The sequence below is a fragment of the Salinicoccus hispanicus genome (genome assembly GCF_009831115.1).
GTDB classification, from domain to species: Bacteria; Bacillota; Bacilli; order Staphylococcales; family Salinicoccaceae; genus Salinicoccus; species Salinicoccus hispanicus.
Genome location: NZ_WUUK01000001.1, coordinates 262,626 through 285,151, shown reverse-complemented (window position 1 = coordinate 285,151; position 22,526 = coordinate 262,626). Strand labels below are relative to the sequence as shown.

Genomic DNA, 22,526 nt, shown 5'->3' with positions numbered 1-22,526 from the left:
AATTTCATACGATTGGCTGAGCTCTCGATTATGAATGTTTAGTACCCAGGGGGATGGGAAAAGTTGAATATATTATTGAACAGGAGGCTTTTTCATGTCCGACTCTAATCTGCATAATCTCGAACTGGACAGTCACTACACGGCACAGGAACTCGAGGGCTTCATCAGTACAACAGATGCCATGATCCTTTCATCAAACGAGGACGAACTGTTCGCGGATTACGAACGCGAATACAAGGTGACACATCAGTTCAAAGGCTATTTTGAACAAACATCGGAAGATGGCAAAAAGTATTACACAGAAAAGCGCAGTTACGTTGTCGAAAAAGTATAGCGACGAAAAAGCCTTGAGATGAATGTCATCTCAAGGCTTTTTCTTATTGTTCATTATGGATTAGTTGAATGATACATTTTCAAGCCTGATATTGCCGACAGGATCGAGATCCACACCGCTCACCTGGCTAGAATTGACACCGATGGCAAAGTTCGTATGGAAAAGATAGGCTGCCGGTGCTTCTTCAATCAGAATTTCCTGAGCCTGGCTGTATGCCTCAAATCGGGGATCTTCCTCAGGCTCTGTGCGCCCTTCATCAAGAAGGGTGTCAACTTCTTCATTTGAATAGAATGAACGGTTTCCTGTTGCACCGTGACTATTGGAATGGAACAGTGCGTAGAGACCATAGTCCGCATCGGCCGTAACAGTCGTCCAGCCAAGAATGAACATCTCGTGGTCACCCTGTGATGTACGATCCAGGTACGCGCCCCACTCGAACTGCTCGACTTGCACATCAATATTCAGTTCGGACAGCTTTTCCTGGATGTATACAGCTGTATCGACGATCTGAGGGTCTTCATCCACCCATATTGTCGTCTGGAAACCGTCTGCAACATCCGTTTCAGCCAACAGTTCCTTGGCACGGTCCATATCATATTCGACACCTTCAAGGTTCTCATCATGGCCCCATACATCTGGCGCCAGTGGTCCGTCCGCTTTGATACCCATATCATCGTATACGCCAGAGATGATTTCATCACGATCGATGGCGTAGGAAATGGCCTGTCTGACTCTGACGTCATCGAATGGTTCCTTTTCGGTATTGAAACCGAGGTAGGACATCCTTACCGACTCCTGTTCAACAAGTTCAGTATCTTCTCCCTCTTCCACTCTCACAGCACTTGTGGAGTCGACGTCTCCGGCAACGTGGATGCCGCCGGTTTCAAGTTCAGCCATGCGTGCGCCATTTTCCGGAATGACACGGAACGTCACTGTATCAAAGTTGCGATCTCCACCTTGGAAGTCCTCGAATTTCTGAAGTACCGTCTCATCTCCTGCTGTACGTGACTCGAACATCAGGTGGTTTGTACCATCCGCGTCAGAACCGATGACATTACCGATATGTTCAGAGATGCTCTCAGCAACATCGTCGTACTCGGAACCGCCTTCTTCACGCAATTCATAGTACTCATCTGCCGTCATATCAACGCCGCCCTCATCCAATGCCGACTGGTAATCCTCATCGATGAGTTCTTTGCTGATGATGCTTGCTGTATTGTGTGCCAGGTGACTTGGCAGTGGTGCAAATGGATATTCCGTACGCAGGCTCACTTCATAGTCGCCAACTACTTCCACTTCAGAAATCATTTCGAACAGAAATGCCACTTGGGACGCCACTGCAGTATCTCTGACACGATCAAGAGTCGCTTTTACATCCTCTGCTGTAAATTCGGATCCGTTATGGAAAGTGGTGCCTTCACGCAGCTGGAAGGTCCATACATCGTCTTCTGTCGCTTCCCATTCCTCTGCAAGACCAGGTGCCAGTGCCATATCCACTTCCTGATGTACGAGCGTCTCGTATATGTTTCTTCTGACCTGGGCTGACGCTGAATCGTTACTGCCGTGAGGATCAAGCGTGACGGCATCATCCATCATTGCCACGGTCAGCTCGCCACCCTCGCTTTGACCTTCACCTTCTGCATTATCAGAAGTTTCTTCTCCTCCTGAGCTTTCATCCACTGCATCATCAACAGATGAATCATCTGTACAGGCAGCAAGTATCAAAGTGAATACAAATACAAAAAACAACATGAAAAACCTTCTATTCATTCAAGTACCCCCTTTATCTTCTAGTTTAAGTATATATGAACGACCATTCCTATTCAATAAATATTCTAAATAATAGGAATTTTGAGCATAATAACCATCTCAGTATTTCCATTCTTTTTCAGACAAAAAATAAACCCGCCTGCAGGTGCAGGCGGGTTATATTTTATTTTTTTGAAGCTTTCATACGATCTTTGGCCGATTTCGTGTCCGTTGTTGATTTGTTCATCATGGACATCATCTGGTTTATCTTCTTCTGGGAAGGCTTCTGTCCCATTTGCATCATCATCATTCTGAGCATTTCTTCATTGATCGGCGGGTTCTTTTCAAGATAGTCCATCATGTACTTTCTTGCTAAAAAGAATCCAAGCGCAATGCCACCGATGAGCGCAACTGTAACAATTACTATCCAAATCCAAGTATCCAAACTGCTCACCTCTTTCTTCGTAGACCATAATAAAGTTTACATTAAAAGCAGGTGATTTTCAACAGATTATTTATCGAGGACTGTACCCAGCACACGCTCGACGGTAAATCCGTACTTCTCGATTACAACATCTCCCGGTGCACTGGCACCATATGTGTCGATTGCATGGATTTTGCCGTTCATGCCGATGAAACGGTGCCAGCCGAAGCTTGCAGCCATTTCGATGGCTGTCCTGTTTTCGATGTGTGTGTTCATTACACTTTCGATATATGCCGCGTCCTGTTTCAGGAACTGTTGCATATTCGGAATGGAAGCGACTTTGACATTCACATTCTGAGCCTCAAGCTGCTCGGCTGTTTTGACTGCCAATGGCACTTCACTTCCGGATGCGAATAGAATGGCATCGTCACCTTTGTCGAATACAAGATAGCCGCCTTTCTTCACACCTTCCTCCACTGTTTCATAAGGGACGTCGAGCGCTTCAACGTTCTGACGTGTCAATACAAGTGCAGTCGGTGCGTCTACAGCTTCCATAGCCACTTTCCATGCAGCGCGTGTTTCATTGCCTTCTGCCGGACGGATCGTGTTCAGGTTCGGAATGGCTCTCAGACCCGCAAGCTGTTCAACTGGCTCATGTGTCGGACCATCCTCACCCACCGCGATGGAATCGTGTGTGAATACATAAGTGACTGGCAGCTTCATCAGTGCACTGAGTCGGACTGCCGGCTTCATGTAGTCACTGAATACGAAGAATGTTCCGCCATAAGGATAGATGCCGCCATGGGCTGCCATACCGTTGAGTGCTGCAGCCATGCCGAATTCCCTTACACCGAACCAGACGTTGCGTCCGGCATAGTTGGTGCGGTCGAAGTCTTCTTCATTTTTAACGTTCGTCTTATTACTGCTTGCAAGGTCGGCAGCACCACCAAATAGCGTCGGCACACTGTTTGAAAGCACTTGGATCATTTCACTTGAAGTGGCACGTGTCGCTTTTGAATCACCGGCTTCATAGAAAGGCAGATCCTTATCATAGTCCTCTGCAAGACGATGGTTGATGGCATCATCGAGTTCCTTGTAGAGCTCGCTGTGCTCTTCTTTGTACGTTTCCAGCATCTTGTTCCATGCTTCTTCCTTCTCGTTGCTTCTCTGCTTCATTGTTTCACTGAAACGGTCATATACGGAAGCATCCACTTTGAACGTCTCTTCAGGATCAAAGCCATAGTACTCAAACGCTGCCTTGCGCTCTTCTTCACCCAGTGGCGCGCCGTGGGAAGCACTTTTTCCCTGCTTGTTCGGTGCACCGTAGCCAATGATTGTCTTCACTTCGATCATCGTCGGCTGATCGGATGATTTTGCTTCTGTGATGGCCTTGTCGATCTGCTCGACATCGTTGCCATCGTCTACTTTGATATAATGCCAGTTGTAGCCTTCAAACCTTTTTCTGATGTCTTCGGAGAAACTCTTGTCGAGGTCCCCATCGAGGGAGATGTCGTTGGAGTCATAAAGGACGATCAGCTTATCGAGAGCGAGGTGGCCGGCCAATGAAGCCGCTTCATGGGAGATGCCTTCCATCAGGTCGCCATCACTTGCCACGACATAAGTGTAGTGGTCCACAACGTCAAAGTCATCACGATTGAATCTTGCGGCCAGATGCTTTTCTGCCATGGCCATGCCGACACTCATCGCGAAGCCCTGTCCGAGTGGCCCTGTTGTAATCTCCACGCCTTCAGTATGCTTGAACTCGGGGTGTCCCGGCGTCTTGGATTCATACTGTCTGAAGTTCTTGATCTCTTCCATCTCAAGCGCACCGCTCAGGTGGAGCAGGCTGTATATGAGCATGGAACCGTGCCCCGCACTCAGTACAAAACGGTCACGGTTGAACCATGCCATGGAGTTCGGGTTGAAATTCAGATGACGGCTCCATAGAGTATAAGCCATTGGTGCCGCACCCATTGGAAGTCCCGGGTGTCCGGAGTTTGCTTTCTCAATCGCATCGATTGAAAGTGTTCTGATTGTATTGACTGCTAGCTGATCCGTCTTATCAAATGTCATTTCAAATGCTCCTTTAGTCTCTGGTATTTTTATCTTCTTGAATACGTCTGAGTTTTTCAGGTGTTACATCGTTGCCTTCAGGGTCGACCACTTTCGTGTTTTCGACCTGCTTCCTGAAAGATGAACGGAAGTTTTTCAAATATTCTTCCCTTAGATCTTTCAGTTCTTCCAGTTCGTTCTTTTCAATGCTGCCTGCTTTCTTTTTGGCAGCCAGGGTATTGATGCGTTGCAGTTTATCTTTTTCAAGCATGCTGAAACCTCCTGTCCACTCCCTTATAATTTACCATAAAAAAAAGTATGAGACCATTCTCATACTTGGCAGTCATTCTATCAGCCCGATCATCTCCATCATGTGATCGATATGTGTGCGTTCCGTGTATTGTTCCTCCGGAACATCCGTTTCCTTTTCGGCCGTCATTGGTGCTTCTTCCGTTACAACTTCAAACTCATCTATATACACAATATTGGAATGTGTGTTCTCTATCTTATGGGAGTCGAACATGAATATAAGACCGGCAACCAGCGCAAATGCAAATATCGCACTCAATAGCTTGAATTCCTTGATTGTCATAAAATCTCCTCCGGAACGTATGTTTGTATCATCATGATAACAGAACATCTGTTCCGGGTCAATGGAATTACGAACAAACGTTTGTAACGTGTTCGTATATATGATAGAATCAGATATATAATGAGTCGGAGGTATATATATGAAGGCGCTAACAGATAGACAAAAGCAGATATATCAATTTATAAAGACTACCGTTCACGAAAAGGGATATCCGCCAAGTGTCAGAGAAATTGGAAATGCAGTGGGACTGCAGTCCAGTTCAACGGTTCACGGACATCTTGCGAAACTGCAGGAGAAGGGCTATATAAAGAGGGACCCGACCAAGCCCAGAGCAATTGAAATCATCACAGAGGAAAATGACCAGTACAGTCCGGTCATCCACGTTCCGGTACTCGGTAAGGTTACAGCCGGACTGCCGATTACAGCTGTAGAGAATATCGATGAGTACTTCCCGCTGCCGGAACATTTCACAGCGAATCACAATAGTGAAATCTTCCTCCTCAACGTTGCCGGGGACAGCATGATCGAAGCAGGCATCCATGATGGCGACCGTGTCATCGTGCGCAAGCAGAATATTGCCCACAATGGGGATATCATTGTTGCCATGACGGAAGAGGATGAGGCGACAGTCAAACGCTTCTATAAGGAAAATGGCTACTACAGGCTCCAGCCTGAGAATGCATCGATGGAACCGATCATAGTGGACAGCGTAACCGTGCTCGGCAAGGTCGTCGGACTGTTCCGCTCATTCTAAACTAAAAAATTGGACATACTAAAAGGGCGCATATGCGCCCTTTTTATTATGCCCTTTCCAGTTCCATCCTGTCATTCGTTCCATTGCTACTTTTTTTATTTATCTACCAAGTATTATTTTTACCTGTTCCAGAATATCTGTAGAATCTTTTGTTTTGTTTTCCTGCGTTTTAGTCTTCAACTGCATCCCCTCGTTCTTTCGGTCTATCAGGATGGGTGATGGGAAAGGTGATAATCATTTCCAGAAAACCCGTGGTGTCTACTAATAGATTCCCCATGCCAGAACTTTGAAACGCACATAATGGAGTACTTTTACTCTAAAGCATCATACATCATCTATAAATATAGTTCTCAGTATAGTATGGAATGTCTTCAGCATTATAGGCTGTACCTGTACCGAGGTGGGTGAATTCCGGCTTCAGTGTATTGACGCGGTGATCCATTGAGTTCATCAGGCTATGATGTGAAAAGATGGTTGATGTATGTCCCATGGCAATATTCTCTCCAGCCATGCGATATGACACATCCGCTGCTTCTATACGGTCTTTCAGCGTTTCTCCATCGGGTGAATCATGATTGAAATAATTCCGCTCGGCCATGTCCTCGCTATGGCCGAGTGCGGCAACTGCTGCCTGCTCATCCGCTTCAAGCGGATTGAAGCCATACTCGTATCTTGTTGCATTGATCAGAAGATGATTCATTCTGGAATTGTCTTCTGGAGCCGGGTGATTATACAGTGTTTCAGTCGCCCGTATCTCATCCTTCGCAAGCATCAGGACACCATTCACCTTCTCTGCATCATGCAGATCATAGAAGAAGTAGACATACTTGTCCTTCAGATCATAGACCTCATATTCCTCATTGTTTACCCTGAGCCTTTTCCAGCCCTTCTTGATCGACTCCACTGGTTCTCCGTAGACATTTCTGACACTTTCACGGTCCATGCCTTCGATATTGATCGTGTCGATCGAGACATCATCACTGTTCGTATAGGCGCCGGTCACCTGCCCTTCATTGACGAGCAGCATCCTGAACATGCCGTAATCATTTTCAACAACAAAATCTCCTGCATACTCGCTCCCCAATACTTCCTGGTCCTCCACTGCAAACTGGCTCCCCAGATTGATGGCAACTTCCTGTGTCTGTTCACTGTTGACTTCATGTATTTCGCTCATATCATACGTCGGATAGACGTGTTCCTCAAGCCAGCCATTCAGATAGCTGCGGTTGAGACCCTCCTCGAAATCATACGACTGCACCGCAGGTGCAAGAAACGTAGAGACGACATATATGAAGATGATAAAGAAAAGTTTGCCGAACATGAATCCACCTCCTTTAAAAAAGTTCAAAAAAAGTAATTAAACAGATGTCTAATTACTTCCCTGATGTGTATATTCGGTTTGTCTTTTTTCAAAGTACTTAGGCTCGACGATGTTATTCTGTTCGTCCACAATCACCACATTCGGTTCAAATGCAGCGAGCTCCGACTCATCCAGCTGCACATAGCTGATGATGATGATGACATCACCGATCTGCACTTTCCTTGCAGCAGCACCATTCAGACAGATTTCGTTAGAGCCTCTTTCGCCTTCGATGACATATGTTTCAAGACGTTCACCATTGTTATTATTGACGATCTGCACCAACTCATTCGGCAATATGTTCGCCGCTTCAAGAAGTACCGGATCAATCGTGATGCTGCCGACATAGTTCAGGTTGGCCTCCGTCACGACTGCACGGTGAATTTTACCGTTCATCATTGTTCTGATCATTTTTCATCACCATCACATTATCTATTAACCGTGTTCTTTCAAACTTAACAGCAATGAATATTATAGCATTACCCTCTATGGTTTGAACAGGATTAAGATCGGGATGTGTGAAGATCTGCAGATCATCGATTGCACCTGAGGTATGATCCACAACATGGGCCTCGATGCGTTCTTTGACTGATGCAGCATCCGTGACACCTTCCTGGATCAGATCACGGCCCATCAGAAGCGCCTGATTGATCGCAGCAGCTTCCACGCGCTCCGTTTCAGACAGGTTGACATTTCTGCTGCTCTTCGCCAGACCATCCGATTCCCGTTCCGTCGGCACACCGATAATTTTTATATCATGGTTGAAGTCTTCGGTCATCCGTCTGATGATCATCAGCTGCTGGCGGTCCTTCTCACCGAATACGGCATAATCGGGCCGGATGATGTTGAACAGCTTGTTCACCACCGTCACCACACCTTCGAAATGCCCCGGCCTTCTGACCCCGTCAAGAATGGATGCCATGCTTTCGAGGTTCAGCAGGAGTTCCGGTTTTTTCGGATACATCTCCGTCTCTGCCGGATGGAAGACGACATCCACGCCATGCGCACGACAGATTTCAAGGTCGCGTTCGAGATCTCTCGGGTAGCTGTCCAAGTCCTCGTCCGGACCGAACTGCAGTGGATTGACGAATATGCTCACCACTACGATATCGCCCCGCTCACGCGCTGCCTGAACGAGCGCCATATGCCCCTCATGCAGATATCCCATCGTCGGTACCAGTGCGATGGACTGCCCTTTTGTCTCTTCCAGTATACTGCGCACTTCTTTGATCGTATTTGCTGTCTTCATCATTCTTCAAATACCTTCCTCTTGTATGTTGTCGCCTCGTCCGGGAATTCGCCTGCTTTGACTGCTGCCGCGTATGAACTCAAGCCCTGCACTCCGGCCGTATTGAAGTCGGCGTAAGGTCTGACGAATTTCGGCAGGCGTTCCGTGCCGTACTGCAGCACATCGTGATAGACCAGCACCTGGCCGTCGACATTGACGCCGGCACCGATACCGATTGTCGGTATCTCAAGGACAGAAGTCACCTTTTCAGCCAGGTCTGAAGGAATCGCTTCAAGTACGAGCATGGAGGCACCGGCTGCCTCGACTGCCTTGGCATCCTGGATCAGCTGCATCGCAGCCGCTTCGTCAGAGGCCTGCATTTTGAACCCTGTAACGCCGACTGACTGGGGCGTCAGTCCGAGATGGGCGACCACGGGCACACCAGCCTGGACCGCACGCCGGATGATATCGATGCCTCCTGCGCCTTCAAGCTTGATGGCATTGGCATCCGTCGCCTGATACAGGTCGAGCACGTTGCGCACACTGTCATCCACATTGGCATGATACGTGCCGAAAGGCATATCCACGACAATATATGTGTCGGGTGCCCCCCGTCTCACCGCCTTGGCATGGTGGATCATATCATCCATCGTCACCTGCACTGTACTGTCATAGCCGAGTACCGTCATGCCCAGTGAATCACCGACAAGCAGTGTATCCATGCCTGCCGATTCGCTCTGCTTTGCACTCGGGTAGTCGTAGGCCGTGACCATGGTGATCTTTTCACCTTCTTTTTTCATCTGTTTCCAATCACTTGTCGCTTTCATGCTGCTGCCCCTTTCCATTCGAAAGTTATATATTATAATTAGTCTACCATATTATTTATGAACGCTACATCCACCTTGAAGGAGGTAATTATATGAAAATTGCAGTCATCGGCATCGGCGCTGTCGGCAGCGTCATTGCCAGAGAACTTAAAAAGCTCAATCATGATACCACACTTTTCGGAAAGTCGGTAAAAGAAGGCTTCACCATACTTGAAAATGGAGAAAAGCACTACTATCCATACCAGATTGAAAATATAGAGGAACATGAAGAGACCCCTTTCGATGTCATCTTCATTGCGACCAAGGCGACTGCACTCGAATCATTGAGCCGCACTATTCCTGCCATGAGCCACCACGACACCGAGATCGTTCTATGTGAAAACGGTATGGGGTTTGATGCATTCTTCCACTCTCCTGTGCCCGCAGTCGTCTATATCAGCGGACAGAAGCACGAAGACATGATCGAACACTTCCAGGATGCCCGACTGCTCATTGAAGACAGGCCATACATCCACCTGGATACGCTTATGGAGGATCTGGCCAGGAGTACTGACGCAGAACTCGAAATAAATAAATCCGACGCATTCCTGCGTGCCCGGTATGAAAAACTGCTGATCAACCTCGGCATCAATTCACTCACCGCCCTATCCGGTAATACTGCAAAGATCTTCGATCTTGAGTCCGTCGTCAACCTGACCCGTTCACTACTCGAAGAAGGGATGGCCATCATCAATCAAAAGGAAAATATTATAGACACTGCGTTTATTGATACGGCACTCTCCATATATAAGAGCTACAATCGTGAAATGGGTACAAGCATGTACTATGATGCCACTTCAGGCACTAGAACAGAGTATGCCTTCATCCAGAAATACCTCCATCAGCAGAAAGGCAACCTCGAAACCCCGGTGCTCGATATGGTCGTCGCCCTGCTCGAAGCCTATCAGTATGAGAGGTGAAAATATGAAATATCACTTTGTAGCTTCTAGCGGAATCATTAGCAGTACAAAGCAAAATAGCAGTACCTGGCTATAAATGCCAGGTACTGCTTTCCTAGTTCATACAGCTGTATATACATACCTTAAGCGTCCATTGCGCAACGGAAACCTGTATTTCCTGTGGAACTGTCCGGTGTATTTGAAGTTCTCGCTGCAACCCGGTACCGATTGCAGTAGGACTCGTGACAGAGGTATGATCCGCCACGCATCGATCTGGGCTGCGCCGTCAGATGGAATGCCGGATCTTGTGCAGATTTATAGAATGTATCGCTGCACCATTCCCACACATTTCCAGACATATTATAAAGATTATAGCCATTAGGCTGATACGCATTCACCGGAGCAGTCCCTGCATATCCATCCGACTCAAAATTCACCTCAGGGAAGTGGCCCTGCCATATATTACAATGATGTACACCATCCGGCATGAGCTCATTCCCCCATGGGTATCTATTCTGCTCAAGTCCCCCTCTTGCAGCGTATTCCCATTCAGTTTCTGTCAAAAGTCTTCTACCCGACCATTTACAGTAAGCCATAGCGTCATTCCATGAAACATGGACGACAGGATGATCCATTCGCTGGTCGATGGAGGAATCCGGACCTTCCGGATGCCTCCAGTCCGCCCCTTCGACCACCCGCCACCAAGGCGTACCCATCGGAGCCTGCGTAACAGCTTGTGCTGCCGCTTCTGACAAGAATAGATGAAATACAAATGACCATTTGAATTTTTCAGCATCCGTGCGGTAATCTGTCGCATTGACGAACTCCTCGAATTGCCGGTTGGTGACAGTATATTTATCGATGAGGAAAGATGATACTTCCCTTCTTCTTACAGGTCCTTCGTTATCTTCAGGATTCGCATCCGGATCATCCGTTCCCATCAGAAATTCACCACCAGGAATCAGTACCATATCTTCAGCATGGACTGCATGTCCGTCATTCTTCAATCCGACCGGTGCTTCCATATTACCGCCTGCCTCAATAGTAGCTCTTGAAACAGCACAGCAGTTTTTTTTAGTATCCATGGCATTTTTCATTCCTTCTATAATTATCTGATCTGGCCGACCTCATAATCCTCGGGATCCTTCGAACTCGGATTATACGTTTCTTTCTTATTGACCTTCCACTCTGGTCTGATATCGAAATGACCATTCAGAATCGGGTCATCCGTTTTTTTCTGATAAGCGTTCAGACGACGCCTCATATCCTCGAGCACTTCCAGATATTCCGGATCCTCTGCAAGGTTGTTTCTCTCACCTGTATCATAGAGCAGATCATACAGGCCTTCTTCTGGTTTTGCAACCTGATCCAGCCCGTTTTCATGATAGAAGGCCTTGCTTTCGGAGTTGTCGATATTTGTGCGGTTTACTTTCAAGTAGCCTTTGTCAAAGAATCTGATATATTTATATCGTTTCGTCCGTATGCTCCTCGCCGGCTCGTAGGAAGTATGGTAGTTGATTTCTGCAAAGACTTCTTCCCGTGTCTCAAGATCTTTCGTCTTGAACATGTCTGCAAAAGAGACACCTTGAAGATAGGATGGCTGTTCCACATCGATCAGCTCGCAGAGGGTCGGGAATATATCAATCTGGGAAACCATTCCCTCTACCACTTCACCATTCATCACGCTTTCCGGTACACGCATGATGAGCGAGACACCGATGCCTGAATCGAACAGTGTACATTTTCCAAATGGAAAGGCAAGCCCATGATCGGTTGTAAAGATGATGATGGAATTCTCATATAGTCCTTCCGCTTTCAAAGTGCCAATAACGACTTCAAAAGATCGGTCGAACCATGTTGCAGACCGCAGATACCCGGCATAGTCATCTCTAACCGTCTCGTTTTCAGGAAGTGGCGTCGGCGGCATTACATATTTCGAATCGAACTGTCGACCTTCAAATCCTTCTTCAGGGAATTTACGATGTGTTGCAAAAAGTCCATAGGACAGAAAGAATGGTTTGTCATTATCTACATTTTTCAACCATTCACTTACACTATAGGCATTTTCATAATCCCATTCGACCAGTTCCCGCTCTGTCAAATCCGTATTATCGGCGGAAATATTCTTGTCGTACCCGATGATTTGCGCTGCTTCTTCATGATCAGTATATTTACCCGCTTCATGCTGGATTCCGCATAGTACTGTATGATAATTCTCTGATTTCAGAAAATTTACAAGGTGCTGGTTATAATCATGCAGTTTAAATCCTCGTTGTGATAGTCCATACATGCCATTGCTGTGGGGATACATGCCTGTCAGCAGACCGGCACGACTTGGAGAGCACGTAGGGCCGACACAGTAGGCCTGCCTGAAGAGCGTCGACTCTTCAGCAAACGCCTGCAGTGACGGGGTCGGTACATCATATCCGTATGGACTCAGCACTTTTCCACTATCGTGCGTATGGATGTAGATGATATTTTTCTTCAAATTGGATCTCCTCTCCGTGATGCTCCGCTGCATCCTACTTTATCTGTTGGTTTGAGTTGTCAAGGTATTCGTCGATGTCGCTCCTTACTATGTTGACTTTAGGTCCATAGATTACCTGAATGGATTTTCCACGAACAACCGTATTCATCGCGCCCGTGCTTTTCAAAGTATCCGAGTTGATCTGATCAGGCTTTTTGACAGTGACTCTCAATCGCGTTGCGCAGTTGTCAATATCCGTAATGTTATCAAGACCACCTAATCCTGCAAGAATCGTTTCTGCCTTGCCAGAATCATAGGATGCTTTGTGGCTGTGCTCCGCTTCTTCTATATCCTCTTCATCCCGTCCAGGTGTCTTCGCATTTAGTTTCAGAATCAGCGTCCTGAAGACGAAATAGTAGACGAGGATGACCGGAATGGCCAGAATCAATACCCAGATGAAGTTGGTCTTCTCGTTCCCCTGGAAAACACCGAATAGGAGAAACTCTGTGACACCAGCTGAGAATGTCGAACCGATCGTGATGTTGAACAGACTTGCTACAACAAAGCTCGTAGCAAAGAGCAGCGCTTCTGCAACAAAAAGTATTGGTGACGCAAACAGTAGTGCAAAAGAGATGGGTTCTGTAACCCCTGTAATGAATGCTGTCAGTCCGATTGAAATCAGGAAACCTGAAGTCGCCTTGCGTCTCGGGCCTTTAGGTATTGTTGTGTACATTGCGAGTACAATACCGATCATGCCAAACATGAAGTGCAAGTAACGTCCACTGTTGAAAAGAGCCAGATTACTGTAGAACTTTGTTGTTGCAGGGTCTGACAGCTGGGCTAGGAATATTGTCTGGAATCCTTCCACCATCTGTCCATTTACTTCCATCGTTCCACCAGCAGCAGTCGTCCAGAATGGAAGGTAGAACACATGGTGCAGACCGAACAGATAAAGCATGCGTAGCAGGAGACCATAGAGGAATGCACCCAGTGTACCAAGGCCTGTGGCAAACTCTCCAAAGCCTGCGATGCCATTTCCTATGAATGGCCAAATGATGAACATGACTGCCCCGACGATAAGAAATACAAACGTGTTCATAATCGGAACGAATCTTGAACCACCAAAGAAAGCGAGAAACTCAGGCAGTTTTATGTTATAGAATCTGTTATGTACCAAACCGGTGACAATACCTGTCAGTATACCGCCGAAAACACCCATTTGAAGTGTCAGAACACCAAATTGCGACCCTTGCCCGAGTGTTCTTGGATCCGTACCTTCAGGCGCCAGCTGCCCGGTAACTTCGAGGAGTGAATTGATGGTGATGATCAGCACGAAGTAGCCGACAACAGCAGCCAAAGCAGCGGGCCCTTTCTCCCTTCTTGCCAATCCAATAGTAATACCGACAGCAAATATAAGTGGTAAAGCATCAAATACTCCAGAACCGGCTGCATTCATGATGGTCAGAATAGCTTGAAGCACTGTATTATCCAGAATAGGATACGCCTCGATTACTGCTGTACCGGACAATGCAGCTGATATACCGAGCAGCAGTCCTGCTACTGGGAGTATCGCAACCGGTAGAAGTATTGCTTTGCCGAGCTGTTGTGCAAAACTCATAAACTTGTCTTTCATAATTAATCCCCTTTCATCCTCGTGGATCTATCCATAATTTGATGTTGAAATAGCTGTTAGCGTTTTCATATTTTTATCATAGCAAATGAATAATATTTGTCAATACAAATTATAATTTGTATTATCATTTAATAAAAAAATACTGACCATAATTGGTCAGCATCTTCTATTTCTTTTCTATTTTTGCCTTATAGACTGATACTGGTATTTCTCGGTATTGATTACCAGTTCTGTATAATCCAGAATACTGCCGCCAGTCAGAAAGGTTGTATTGAAGACCTTTAGTATTGGAGACGTCGGATCGCATCCAAAGTAACCAATCATTTCTTCAGTCGGCATGATCGGTACCACAATATGGTGGGAATGGTCGATGGTAAGCTTCCTTTCCTGTTCTATATAGCTGTATTTGGATTGGGAAAGGCGCTCATATGTCAGATCCGGATATTTCAGTACACTCATGTAGCTTGTCTCGATCATCATCGGTTCCCCATCGGCTTTCCTCAGCCTGACAATATGATAGACCGGATTATCTACCTCCAAATTCAGTTTCTGACTAATTTCCTTACTTGCTGCAATGACTTTGAAGTCCAGTACTTCGGACGACACTTCTTTCCCCATCGCTCTCATCTCTTCTGTAAAACTTTTAACCGTAGTTGCCCGACTAACGACTTTTTGCTCTGAAACATAGGTGCCACTCCCTTGGCTACGTGATAAGTAGCCTCTCGCCACAAGATTATTGGTAGCCTGTCTCACTGTAACCCTGCTCACTTCGTATTTTCTTGAAAGCTCTTGCTCAGTCTCTATCGGCTGCCCTTTTGCATAGTGGCCGCTTTTTATATTCTGCATAATATAATTTTCAATCATCTTGTACTTCGGAATTTTCTTCGCTCCTTTTGACAAAGGTCTCTCCTCCTGAAATTTTGATGTAGAATTAAATTTGTTAATGCAAATAATGTATGCATTATAAAAAAGATAGTTTTCCTGCATAGTTGGTTCAGTGCAGAATGGCCTAAACTGTAATAATATCTTACCGGAAGATGTATTTATATTTAGAATAACACAATTGACCAAGTATACGCCTTTGGCTGTATACCTAAACAAGCATTCCAAATATGAAAATTCTTCAGTGAGGTTTGAGTATAGTCTATCTATAATTTAAAGACTTTGGACCGACTCCGTAATGATAGCCGCCATGGTATAATCGATAAGTAATTCATACATAATGTAATCATATAAGCACTGGAGGTACACCATTTGAAACGTTTCTTTTCCTATTATGCGCCGTATAAACTTCTATTTTTTACGGACTTCTTCTGCGCAGTTGTTGTCGGATTGCTTGAACTCGGCTTTCCGCTCATCGTCAATCTGTTCATCGACAGGCTCCTGCCATCCGGCGACTGGCAATGGATCGTCATAGCAGCTGTCGGACTCATCCTGATCTATATGCTCAATACGTTCCTGCAGTTCGTCGTGACCTACTATGGACACATGCTCGGGACGAACATAGAGCGGGATATACGCAATGATCTCTACGGTCATATCCAGCGTTTATCCTATCGTTTCTTCGACAACACCAAAACCGGCAAGCTGCTGACACGACTGACCAACGATCTGATGAATGTCGGTGAGATGGCCCACCATGGTCCTGAAGATCTCTTCATCGCGATCATGACCCTGCTCGGCGCGTTCGGCATCATGTTTGCCATCCACCCTCAGCTGGCAATCATTTCATTCATCATCGTGCCGCTCATACTGGTGATCGCCATCTACTTCAATAAGAAGATGACCGTCGCATTCCGGGAACTTTTCGGTCGTGTATCGGACTTCAACCATATGATCGAGGACAAGATCGGCGGCATCAGGCTGGTACAGGCGTTTGCCAATGAAGGACGTGAATACGACAGCTTCAGAGTACTGAACGAGTCGTTCCGGAAAACAAAATTGAAAGCCTATAAGATCATGGCATTCAATACATCCAGTACATACATGCTGATGCGTCTCGTCACCGTCTTCATCCTGATCGCAGGTGCGTACTATACTATGAATGGTGAATTGACGTTCGGCGAGTTCGCCGCGTTCATCCTGATTTCAAACATGCTGTTCAAACCGCTCGAAAAGATCAATGCTGTAATCGAACTCTATCCGAACGGCATCGCCGGTTTCAACCATTTTACCGAAATCATGCGTGAAGAGCCGGACGTGCAGGATCATGAAAATTCAGTACCACTCGATTCCGCCAGAGGTCATATCATCTATGATGACGTCACTTTCGCCTATGAAGACAAGACGGTCCTGAACAATGTTTCGCTGTCCATCAATCCTGGGGAAACGGTTGCGTTTGTTGGACCAAGTGGTGCAGGAAAGACGACTTTATGTTCCCTCCTGCCGAGGTTCTATGATGTAACGGAAGGCTCGATCCAGGTGGATGGCACGGATATCCGCGACTATACACTCGCTTCATTAAGAGGAAACATTGGAACAGTACAACAGGATGTCTTCCTGTTTTCAGGTACACTCCGGGATAACGTGGCATACGGCAAGCCGGATGCAGACGATTCGGAAATATATGCAGCACTTGAAAAAGCGCAGCTGAAAGAACTTGTCGACAGCTACCGTGATGGTCTTGATACGGTTGTCGGGGAACGTGGCGTCAAACTCTCAGGTGGACAGAAACAGCGCATCGCCATTGCACGCATGTTCCTGAAAAATCCGCCGATTCTCATACTTGATGAAGCGACGAGCGCACTTGATACCGCAACGGAAGTACAGATCCAGATTGCCTTGAACCGTCTGGCCGAAGGCCGGACGACACTTGTCATTGCGCACAGGCTCGCCACAATAAAGAATGCAGACCGTATCATGGTCGTGACAAAAGAAGGCATTTCGGAAAACGGCACCCATGAAGCACTGATGGCGAAAAAGGACGGCATCTACAGATCACTGCACGATGCCCAGTTTACGTATCAGACGACATAAAAACCGAACTAAATCACAAAAACGTTGTACTTTTAAACTAAAATGTGAACTTCAGTCAAAAATAGTATTGAAAAGTTCGTTTATTATGTTATGATTATCTACATCTTAAATACAAAGCACTCATATAATCGCGGGGATATGGCCTGCAAGTTTCTACCGGGACACCGTAAACGTCCTGACTATGGGTGAGTAACTTGCGTGGATACACTCGAAGTATACTCATCTCATGATGTGTGCTTTGAGTTTTTTTGTTTTAAAAATACTTTTTGGGGTGTTGTTCATGCAGTTGCTCAAGGAAAAAATACTGAACGAAGGTGTCGCATTATCGGACACGGTACTGAAAGTGGATCACTTTCTGAATCACCAGATCGATCCGGAACTGATGGCTGAGATCGGCCAGGCGTTCAAAGAAAGATTCGAAGGAAAAAACATTACGAGGATACTGACGCTTGAATCTTCAGGCATCGCGCCTTCAGTGATGGCGGGACTCTCTCTCGGTGTTCCGGTCGTATTCGCAAGGAAAAGAAAATCGCTGACCTTGGACGAGAATCTGCTTACTGCAGAGGTCTATTCATATACTAAACAAGAAACAAATACTATCGCTGTTGCCGACAAGTTCATCAATGAATCAGATGTTGTGCTCATTATAGATGACTTCCTTGCTAACGGTGAAGCCGCGAATGCACTCGCCGATATCGTCCATCTGGCTGGTGCTGAAGTTGCAGGCATCGGTATCGTCATCGAAAAATCATTCCAAAGTGGTCCGCAGAAGCTGAAGGATAGAGGCTATCATGTTGAATCCCTCGCGCGCATCGCCTCCCTCTCCAATGGAGAAATCAACTTCCTATCAGAGGTGAATGCATAATGCAGATGTCAAAAGGAAAACAGCTGTCACTCGGGTTCCAGCACGTACTCGCCATGTATGCAGGAGCAGTCGTCGTTCCACTGATTGTCGGAGGCGCCATCGGACTCACATCCGCCCAACTGACGTATCTGATTGCCATAGATATTTTCATGTGCGGTATCGCAACCATTCTGCAAGTCTGGAAAAACCAGTTCTCAGGCATCGGATTGCCCGTTGTCCTCGGATGTACATTCACTGCTGTCGGGCCGATGATCGCCATCGGCAATACTTACGGCATCACATCAATCTATGGCGCCATCATCGTCACCGGACTTTTCGTCCTGCTGATCGGAAAATACTTCAGCAAGATAATCCGCTTCTTCCCGCCAGTCGTTACTGGCACAGTTGTAACCATCATAGGGATCACCCTCGTTCCCGTCGCCATGCATGATATTTCAGGTGGTCAGGGCAGTGCGGACTACGGTTCCGGTTTAAATCTCGCACTCGGATTCAGTACACTTGCCGTCATCCTCATCCTCTTCAGATTCGGCAAAGGGTTCCTTAAATCCATCGCCATCCTGAGCGGTATCGTCATCGTCACCATCATCAGTTCATTTTTCGGTATGGTAAATATGACTGAAGTACGTGATGCATCATGGTTCCACCTGCCCCACTTCTTCTTCTTCGGCATGCCGGAATTCCATCTGGTGCCGATCATGACGATGATGCTCGTCGCAGTTGTCGGACTGGTTGAAGCGACAGGCGTCTACTTTGCGCTCGGGGACATCTGTGAAAAGGATATCGAAGAGAAGGATCTGAAGCGCGGCTATCGTGCAGAAGGCATGGCCATCATCCTCGGCGGCCTATTCAACTCCTTCCCCTACACGACATACTCCCAGAACGTCGGACTCGTCCAACTGTCCGGCGTGAGAAACAAGCGCATCATCTACATTGCCGGTGTCATGCTGATACTGCTTGGACTTGTGCCAAAAATCGGTGCCATCACAATGGCCATCCCAACACCTGTACTCGGTGGTGCAATGCTCGCAATGTTCGGCATGGTCATTTCATACGGCATCAAAATGCTTTCAAGAGTCGATTTCGAGAATCAGAACAATTTGATGATCGTTGCCATTTCAATCGGTATGGGTCTCGGCGTCACTGCAGTCCCTGAGCTGTTCGCAATCGTTCCTTCAACCTTCGGTGTCATTGCTGAAAGCGGCATCGTGCTCGGCAGTCTCACTGCCATCATCCTGAATCTTGTATTCAATCTTAGAAGCGAAAACATCAGACAGACATCACTTGAAAGTGAGCAGATCACACAATAATTGCCATCCATAATGAACGACCCGTCAGCTAGTGCTGACGGGTCGTTTTCTGATTATCCTCCCATATAAACCGTAATGCCTGGGCCGAATGGTATGCCGAAAAGGTATCTATTCAGTTCGTCGCTACAATTCATACTATCAACATATGAATTGACTGTCAATGCATTTATCAACAGAAGCATCCAGCTAATCATCCCATACTGCTGGCGATCAGCAGCACCGCCACAACAGCAATCTCAAGACCAAGTACAGACTTGAGAAAGATGTCCGCACTCGAATGCTTCATACTTTTTCCATTACTGTTGAAGAGCTTGGACCGGGTTGTAAACAGCAGTATGACTGTCAGAAAAATGATCGGCAGCATCAATTCCAAATACATCATTGTCTTGTCCCCTTTTTCTGATTCAATCTGATTTATATTACTCATCTTTAATAACTTTAAAAATCTACTTTTTATTCCTATACCCTGATCGATTTATTTCATTTGCTAATAAAAAAACTCCAGGTTCCCCTGGAGTCTACAATACTATCATTTCTTTTTCCGTCATTTCACCGAGTGCGGTGGTCAGTGCGTAGACGACATGCTCGAAGACGAGGCCGCCCTGGACGAATACGGTATATGGACTGCGTATCGGACCGTCGGCACTGAGTTCGAGTGAGGCACCCTGTATGAATGTCCCTGCGGCCATGATCACAGGATTCTCATATCCTGGAATATCACTTGGCACTGGCAGGAACTGCGAGTTGACGGGTGAGGCTTTCTGAATCATCTGGGTGAATGTGATCATCTCTTCCTGCGTATTGAAGGATACACTCTGTATCAGATCGGTGCGCCTAGCGGCAGATGCCGGATCTGTTTTAAGCCCTGCTTTTGACAGCAGGTGGCTTGTCAGGACGGCACCGTTCAGGCTCTCGATGACTGCATGCGGCGCCATGAAGAAGCCCTGGTACATATCCTGAAGTGCGTTGAGACTGGCACCCATCTCCTTGCCGATTCCGGGTACAGTCAGACGGTAGCTGATGCGTGTCACAAGATCGCTGTTACCAGCAATATAGCCACCCATGCGGGCCAGGCCGCCACCCGGGTTCTTGATCAGGCTGCCGGCAATGACGTCGGCACCTGCTTCTATCGGTTCCCTTGTCTCGACAAACTCGCCGTAGCAGTTGTCGACAAAGATGATGATGTCGGGATGTTGTGCTTTTATTTTCTGGATCATTATTTCCATCTCGCTGATGCCGATTGACTTGCGCATGCTGTAGCCGCGTGATCGCTGCACGGCAATCATTCTGGTTTTCGGTGTAATGGCGGCCATGATGGCTGCTTCGTCAAACTGGTCATCCACCAGATCAATCGACTTATATCCGACACCCTTCTCGGTCAAACTGCCGATGTCCCGGGCGGAATTGCCGATGACCTTCTCCAGTGTATCGTATGGTTCACCACTGATATAGATGAGTTCATCATCCTTTTCAAGCAGGGCGAGCAGGACGAGGCTGATTGCATGTGTACCTGAGATGATCTGGCTTCTGACAATCGCATCCTCGCTCCTGAATACCGACCGGTAGATTGCTTCAAGCTTGTCCCTGCCGGTATCATCATATCCATATCCCGTTGTACCGGTAAAGTCGCTTTCTGCCACACCATTGGCATGGAATGCATTCATCACCTTGTTGAAATTTCTTTGTGCAATTTTTTTATTCTTTTTCATGATCGGTTCGATCTCATCGATGGACGCTTCCACCAATGCTTCTATCTCTGTATGTTCCAAGCAGCTATTCCTCGTTTCTTCCTGAAATTCTATTACTCCATGCGCCTGGCGGCTCATAACCGGTCATTCTGTACGTTTCCGTATCATCATCAAGCACCTGTTCATCCACAATCGTATACCGCTTGAGATCATAGATCTTCTGCGGTTCGGACAGTGGCAGTTCTGCTTCATACTTGTCCATGTGGGTTTTCATGAAGTCTTCAAGTATGCGGAGGATGTCCATCGGCGGCATCCCGGTATTGACATATGCATGCGGTTCACTCGGTGTGTAGTATACGGAATCATCGATATCCGTCTTGTTGAAGAATACAATCGATGGAATATGCTCCATATCCAGCTGTTTCATCAGACTTCTGACCGTATCGTAATGCGTCTGCAGGTTCTCCGAGCTGTTGTCGATGACATGGATCAGGAAGTCGCTGTCCGCCGCCTCCTCCAATGTCGATTTGAAGCTTTCGACAAGGGTTGTCGGCAAGTTCTGGATGAATCCGACGGTATCGGAAAGGATGCATTCGAAGCCGGACGGCAGTGTGATCTGCCGCGTTTTTGGATCCAGTGTGGCGAAAAGTGCATTCTGTTCATACGTATCGCTTTTTGCCATGGCGTTGAATAGCGATGATTTGCCGGCATTGGTGTAGCCGATGAGCGAAACTTTGACCACCTGGTTCCTGTTCCGCTTTTCACGGTACCGCTCGCGGTGGGACTCCACGACCTGGAGCTGCTTCCTGATCTCCTTGATCCTCTGGTTGATATGCCTTCGATCGGTTTCAAGCTTCGTTTCCCCGGGACCTCTAGTCCCGATGCCCGCTCCAAGACGCGACAGGTTGATCCCCTGGCCTTTCAACCGTGGCACGAGGTACTGCAGCTGGGCCAGTTCTACTTGAAGCTGTCCTGCTTTCGACATGGCCCTCAGGCTGAAAATATCCAGAATGACCTGTGTGCGGTCGATGACCTTCGTATCCATGATCGTTTCTATCGACCGGTTCTGACTGGCAGTGATTTCATCGTTGACGATCGTATAGTCGATCACTTCGTCTTCATCGTACGATTCACGTACTTCCGACAGGAAGCCCGTACCGGCATATGATCTCGGATCTGCTGATGACCGGTTCTGTACATGGACACCGATGATCTCGATATCCACCGATTCCGCCAGACTCCGAAGCTCTTCCACTTCCGACTGGACGTCTTTTCTTCTCTGTGTATTCACTGAAATGATGACACCTTTATACGTTTTTGACATTTGCGTAC

The 22,526-nt window shown here is 46.9% G+C and carries 22 protein-coding genes and 1 riboswitch; of the genes, 6 read left to right on the top strand and 16 right to left on the bottom strand.

The genetic code is table 11. The features are described from left to right. Positions 1-94 precede the first annotated feature (94 nt). Positions 95-334: a hypothetical protein gene (locus tag GQ671_RS01355; protein ID WP_160651571.1), complete on the top strand. Its 240-nt coding sequence runs from the start codon at positions 95-97 to the stop codon at positions 332-334. 60 nt (positions 335-394) lie between these two features. Here GQ671_RS01355 and GQ671_RS01350 read toward each other — a convergent pair whose 3' ends face one another. The 5 genes from GQ671_RS01350 to GQ671_RS01330 form a co-directional block, all read right to left on the bottom strand. After that, on the bottom strand, positions 395-2,104 hold the full coding sequence (locus GQ671_RS01350) for a glutathione ABC transporter substrate-binding protein (protein ID WP_160651568.1): 1,710 nt from the start codon (positions 2,102-2,104) through the stop codon (positions 395-397). A 163-nt stretch (positions 2,105-2,267) separates the two neighbouring features. Then, entirely contained in the window at positions 2,268-2,528 is a 261-nt protein-coding gene (locus GQ671_RS01345; protein WP_160651566.1) for a YneF family protein, read from the bottom strand. A 66-nt stretch (positions 2,529-2,594) separates the two neighbouring features. Then, positions 2,595-4,580 carry a transketolase gene (gene tkt, locus GQ671_RS01340; protein WP_160651564.1) on the bottom strand — a complete coding sequence of 662 codons (1,986 nt, stop codon included), beginning with the start codon at positions 4,578-4,580 and terminating at the stop codon, positions 2,595-2,597. A gap of 13 nt (positions 4,581-4,593) precedes the next feature. Then, positions 4,594-4,830, bottom strand: coding sequence for a DUF896 domain-containing protein (locus tag GQ671_RS01335; protein ID WP_160651561.1), 237 nt, complete (start codon positions 4,828-4,830; stop codon positions 4,594-4,596). A 72-nt stretch (positions 4,831-4,902) separates the two neighbouring features. After that, on the bottom strand, positions 4,903-5,151 hold the full coding sequence (locus GQ671_RS01330) for a hypothetical protein (RefSeq protein WP_160651558.1): 249 nt from the start codon (positions 5,149-5,151) through the stop codon (positions 4,903-4,905). Between the two features lie 139 nt (positions 5,152-5,290). Between GQ671_RS01330 and lexA the strand changes: the two genes are divergently transcribed. Continuing rightward, on the top strand, positions 5,291-5,905 hold the full coding sequence (lexA, locus tag GQ671_RS01325; RefSeq protein WP_160651555.1) for a transcriptional repressor LexA: 615 nt from the start codon (positions 5,291-5,293) through the stop codon (positions 5,903-5,905). 331 nt (positions 5,906-6,236) lie between these two features. On the opposite strand, the gene GQ671_RS01320 is transcribed toward lexA, so the two are convergent. Genes GQ671_RS01320 through panB form a run of 4 tightly spaced genes read right to left on the bottom strand, consistent with a single transcriptional unit; the run spans position 6,237 to position 9,320 of the window. Next, positions 6,237-7,226 carry a CAP domain-containing protein gene (locus GQ671_RS01320; RefSeq protein WP_160651552.1) on the bottom strand — a complete coding sequence of 330 codons (990 nt, stop codon included), beginning with the start codon at positions 7,224-7,226 and terminating at the stop codon, positions 6,237-6,239. Positions 7,227-7,274: 48 nt separating this feature from the next. Continuing rightward, positions 7,275-7,676: an aspartate 1-decarboxylase gene (panD, locus tag GQ671_RS01315; RefSeq protein ID WP_160651549.1), complete on the bottom strand. Its 402-nt coding sequence runs from the start codon at positions 7,674-7,676 to the stop codon at positions 7,275-7,277. Beyond that, positions 7,651-8,514, bottom strand: coding sequence for a pantoate--beta-alanine ligase (gene panC, locus GQ671_RS01310; RefSeq protein WP_246153078.1), 864 nt, complete (start codon positions 8,512-8,514; stop codon positions 7,651-7,653). Before panC ends, panD begins: the two co-directional genes overlap by 26 nt. Next, positions 8,514-9,320, bottom strand: coding sequence for a 3-methyl-2-oxobutanoate hydroxymethyltransferase (panB, locus tag GQ671_RS01305; protein ID WP_160651542.1), 807 nt, complete (start codon positions 9,318-9,320; stop codon positions 8,514-8,516). Before panB ends, panC begins: the two co-directional genes overlap by 1 nt. A 92-nt stretch (positions 9,321-9,412) precedes the next feature. On the opposite strand from panB, the gene GQ671_RS01300 reads away from it, so the two are divergent. Next, positions 9,413-10,279, top strand: coding sequence for a 2-dehydropantoate 2-reductase N-terminal domain-containing protein (locus GQ671_RS01300; RefSeq protein ID WP_160651538.1), 867 nt, complete (start codon positions 9,413-9,415; stop codon positions 10,277-10,279). 122 nt (positions 10,280-10,401) lie between these two features. Here GQ671_RS01300 and GQ671_RS01295 read toward each other — a convergent pair whose 3' ends face one another. From GQ671_RS01295 to GQ671_RS01280, 4 genes are all read right to left on the bottom strand, one after another. Next, positions 10,402-11,343, bottom strand: coding sequence for a formylglycine-generating enzyme family protein (locus tag GQ671_RS01295; RefSeq protein WP_160651535.1), 942 nt, complete (start codon positions 11,341-11,343; stop codon positions 10,402-10,404). Positions 11,344-11,366: 23 nt separating this feature from the next. Continuing rightward, entirely contained in the window at positions 11,367-12,746 is a 1,380-nt protein-coding gene (locus GQ671_RS01290; protein ID WP_211364871.1) for a sulfatase family protein, read from the bottom strand. A 34-nt stretch (positions 12,747-12,780) separates the two neighbouring features. Further along, complete coding sequence (locus GQ671_RS01285; RefSeq protein ID WP_160651529.1) at positions 12,781-14,358, bottom strand: PTS transporter subunit EIIC; 1,578 nt, start codon at positions 14,356-14,358, stop codon at positions 12,781-12,783. A gap of 177 nt (positions 14,359-14,535) precedes the next feature. Further along, a complete protein-coding gene (locus GQ671_RS01280) occupies positions 14,536-15,258 on the bottom strand; it encodes a GntR family transcriptional regulator (RefSeq protein WP_160651526.1) in 723 nt (240 codons plus the stop codon). Between the two features lie 354 nt (positions 15,259-15,612). Between GQ671_RS01280 and GQ671_RS01275 the strand changes: the two genes are divergently transcribed. From GQ671_RS01275 to GQ671_RS01265, 3 genes are all read left to right on the top strand, one after another. Next, entirely contained in the window at positions 15,613-17,334 is a 1,722-nt protein-coding gene (locus tag GQ671_RS01275) for an ABC transporter ATP-binding protein (protein ID WP_160651523.1), read from the top strand. Between the two features lie 100 nt (positions 17,335-17,434). Further along, positions 17,435-17,536: riboswitch (purine riboswitch) on the top strand. A 78-nt stretch (positions 17,537-17,614) separates the two neighbouring features. Beyond that, a complete protein-coding gene (locus GQ671_RS01270; RefSeq protein ID WP_160651520.1) occupies positions 17,615-18,199 on the top strand; it encodes a xanthine phosphoribosyltransferase in 585 nt (194 codons plus the stop codon). After that, complete coding sequence (locus GQ671_RS01265) at positions 18,199-19,506, top strand: nucleobase:cation symporter-2 family protein (RefSeq protein WP_160651516.1); 1,308 nt, start codon at positions 18,199-18,201, stop codon at positions 19,504-19,506. Before GQ671_RS01270 ends, GQ671_RS01265 begins: the two co-directional genes overlap by 1 nt. 190 nt (positions 19,507-19,696) lie before the next feature. Here the strand turns inward: GQ671_RS01265 and GQ671_RS01260 are convergent, their stop codons facing one another. The 3 genes from GQ671_RS01260 to hflX all read right to left on the bottom strand — a co-directional run bounded on the left by GQ671_RS01260 (position 19,697) and on the right by hflX (position 22,518). After that, positions 19,697-19,933: a hypothetical protein gene (locus GQ671_RS01260; protein WP_211364870.1), complete on the bottom strand. Its 237-nt coding sequence runs from the start codon at positions 19,931-19,933 to the stop codon at positions 19,697-19,699. Between the two features lie 91 nt (positions 19,934-20,024). After that, entirely contained in the window at positions 20,025-21,275 is a 1,251-nt protein-coding gene (locus GQ671_RS01255; RefSeq protein WP_281354825.1) for a methionine gamma-lyase family protein, read from the bottom strand. A gap of 4 nt (positions 21,276-21,279) precedes the next feature. Next, on the bottom strand, positions 21,280-22,518 hold the full coding sequence (gene hflX / locus GQ671_RS01250; RefSeq protein WP_160651509.1) for a GTPase HflX: 1,239 nt from the start codon (positions 22,516-22,518) through the stop codon (positions 21,280-21,282). Positions 22,519-22,526: the final 8 nt, after the last annotated feature.

Bases quoted from the DNA above. Each gene is read 5' to 3' on its own strand.
- GQ671_RS01355 (WP_160651571.1), top strand. From the start codon at position 95: ATGTCCGACTCTAATCTGCATAATCTCGAACTGGACAGTCACTACACG.
- GQ671_RS01295 (WP_160651535.1), bottom strand. From the start codon at position 11,343: ATGGATACTAAAAAAAACTGCTGTGCTGTTTCAAGAGCTACTATTGAG.
- panB (WP_160651542.1), bottom strand. From the start codon at position 9,320: ATGAAAGCGACAAGTGATTGGAAACAGATGAAAAAAGAAGGTGAAAAG.
- GQ671_RS01330 (WP_160651558.1), bottom strand. From the start codon at position 5,151: ATGACAATCAAGGAATTCAAGCTATTGAGTGCGATATTTGCATTTGCG.
- GQ671_RS01335 (WP_160651561.1), bottom strand. From the start codon at position 4,830: ATGCTTGAAAAAGATAAACTGCAACGCATCAATACCCTGGCTGCCAAA.
- hflX (WP_160651509.1), bottom strand. From the start codon at position 22,518: ATGTCAAAAACGTATAAAGGTGTCATCATTTCAGTGAATACACAGAGA.
- lexA (WP_160651555.1), top strand. From the start codon at position 5,291: ATGAAGGCGCTAACAGATAGACAAAAGCAGATATATCAATTTATAAAG.
- GQ671_RS01260 (WP_211364870.1), bottom strand. From the start codon at position 19,933: ATGAGTAATATAAATCAGATTGAATCAGAAAAAGGGGACAAGACAATG.
- GQ671_RS01270 (WP_160651520.1), top strand. From the start codon at position 17,615: ATGCAGTTGCTCAAGGAAAAAATACTGAACGAAGGTGTCGCATTATCG.
- tkt (WP_160651564.1), bottom strand. From the start codon at position 4,580: ATGACATTTGATAAGACGGATCAGCTAGCAGTCAATACAATCAGAACA.
- GQ671_RS01320 (WP_160651552.1), bottom strand. From the start codon at position 7,226: ATGTTCGGCAAACTTTTCTTTATCATCTTCATATATGTCGTCTCTACG.
- GQ671_RS01265 (WP_160651516.1), top strand. From the start codon at position 18,199: ATGCAGATGTCAAAAGGAAAACAGCTGTCACTCGGGTTCCAGCACGTA.
- panC (WP_246153078.1), bottom strand. From the start codon at position 8,514: ATGAAGACAGCAAATACGATCAAAGAAGTGCGCAGTATACTGGAAGAG.
- GQ671_RS01300 (WP_160651538.1), top strand. From the start codon at position 9,413: ATGAAAATTGCAGTCATCGGCATCGGCGCTGTCGGCAGCGTCATTGCC.
- GQ671_RS01350 (WP_160651568.1), bottom strand. From the start codon at position 2,104: ATGAATAGAAGGTTTTTCATGTTGTTTTTTGTATTTGTATTCACTTTG.
- GQ671_RS01285 (WP_160651529.1), bottom strand. From the start codon at position 14,358: ATGAAAGACAAGTTTATGAGTTTTGCACAACAGCTCGGCAAAGCAATA.
- panD (WP_160651549.1), bottom strand. From the start codon at position 7,676: ATGATCAGAACAATGATGAACGGTAAAATTCACCGTGCAGTCGTGACG.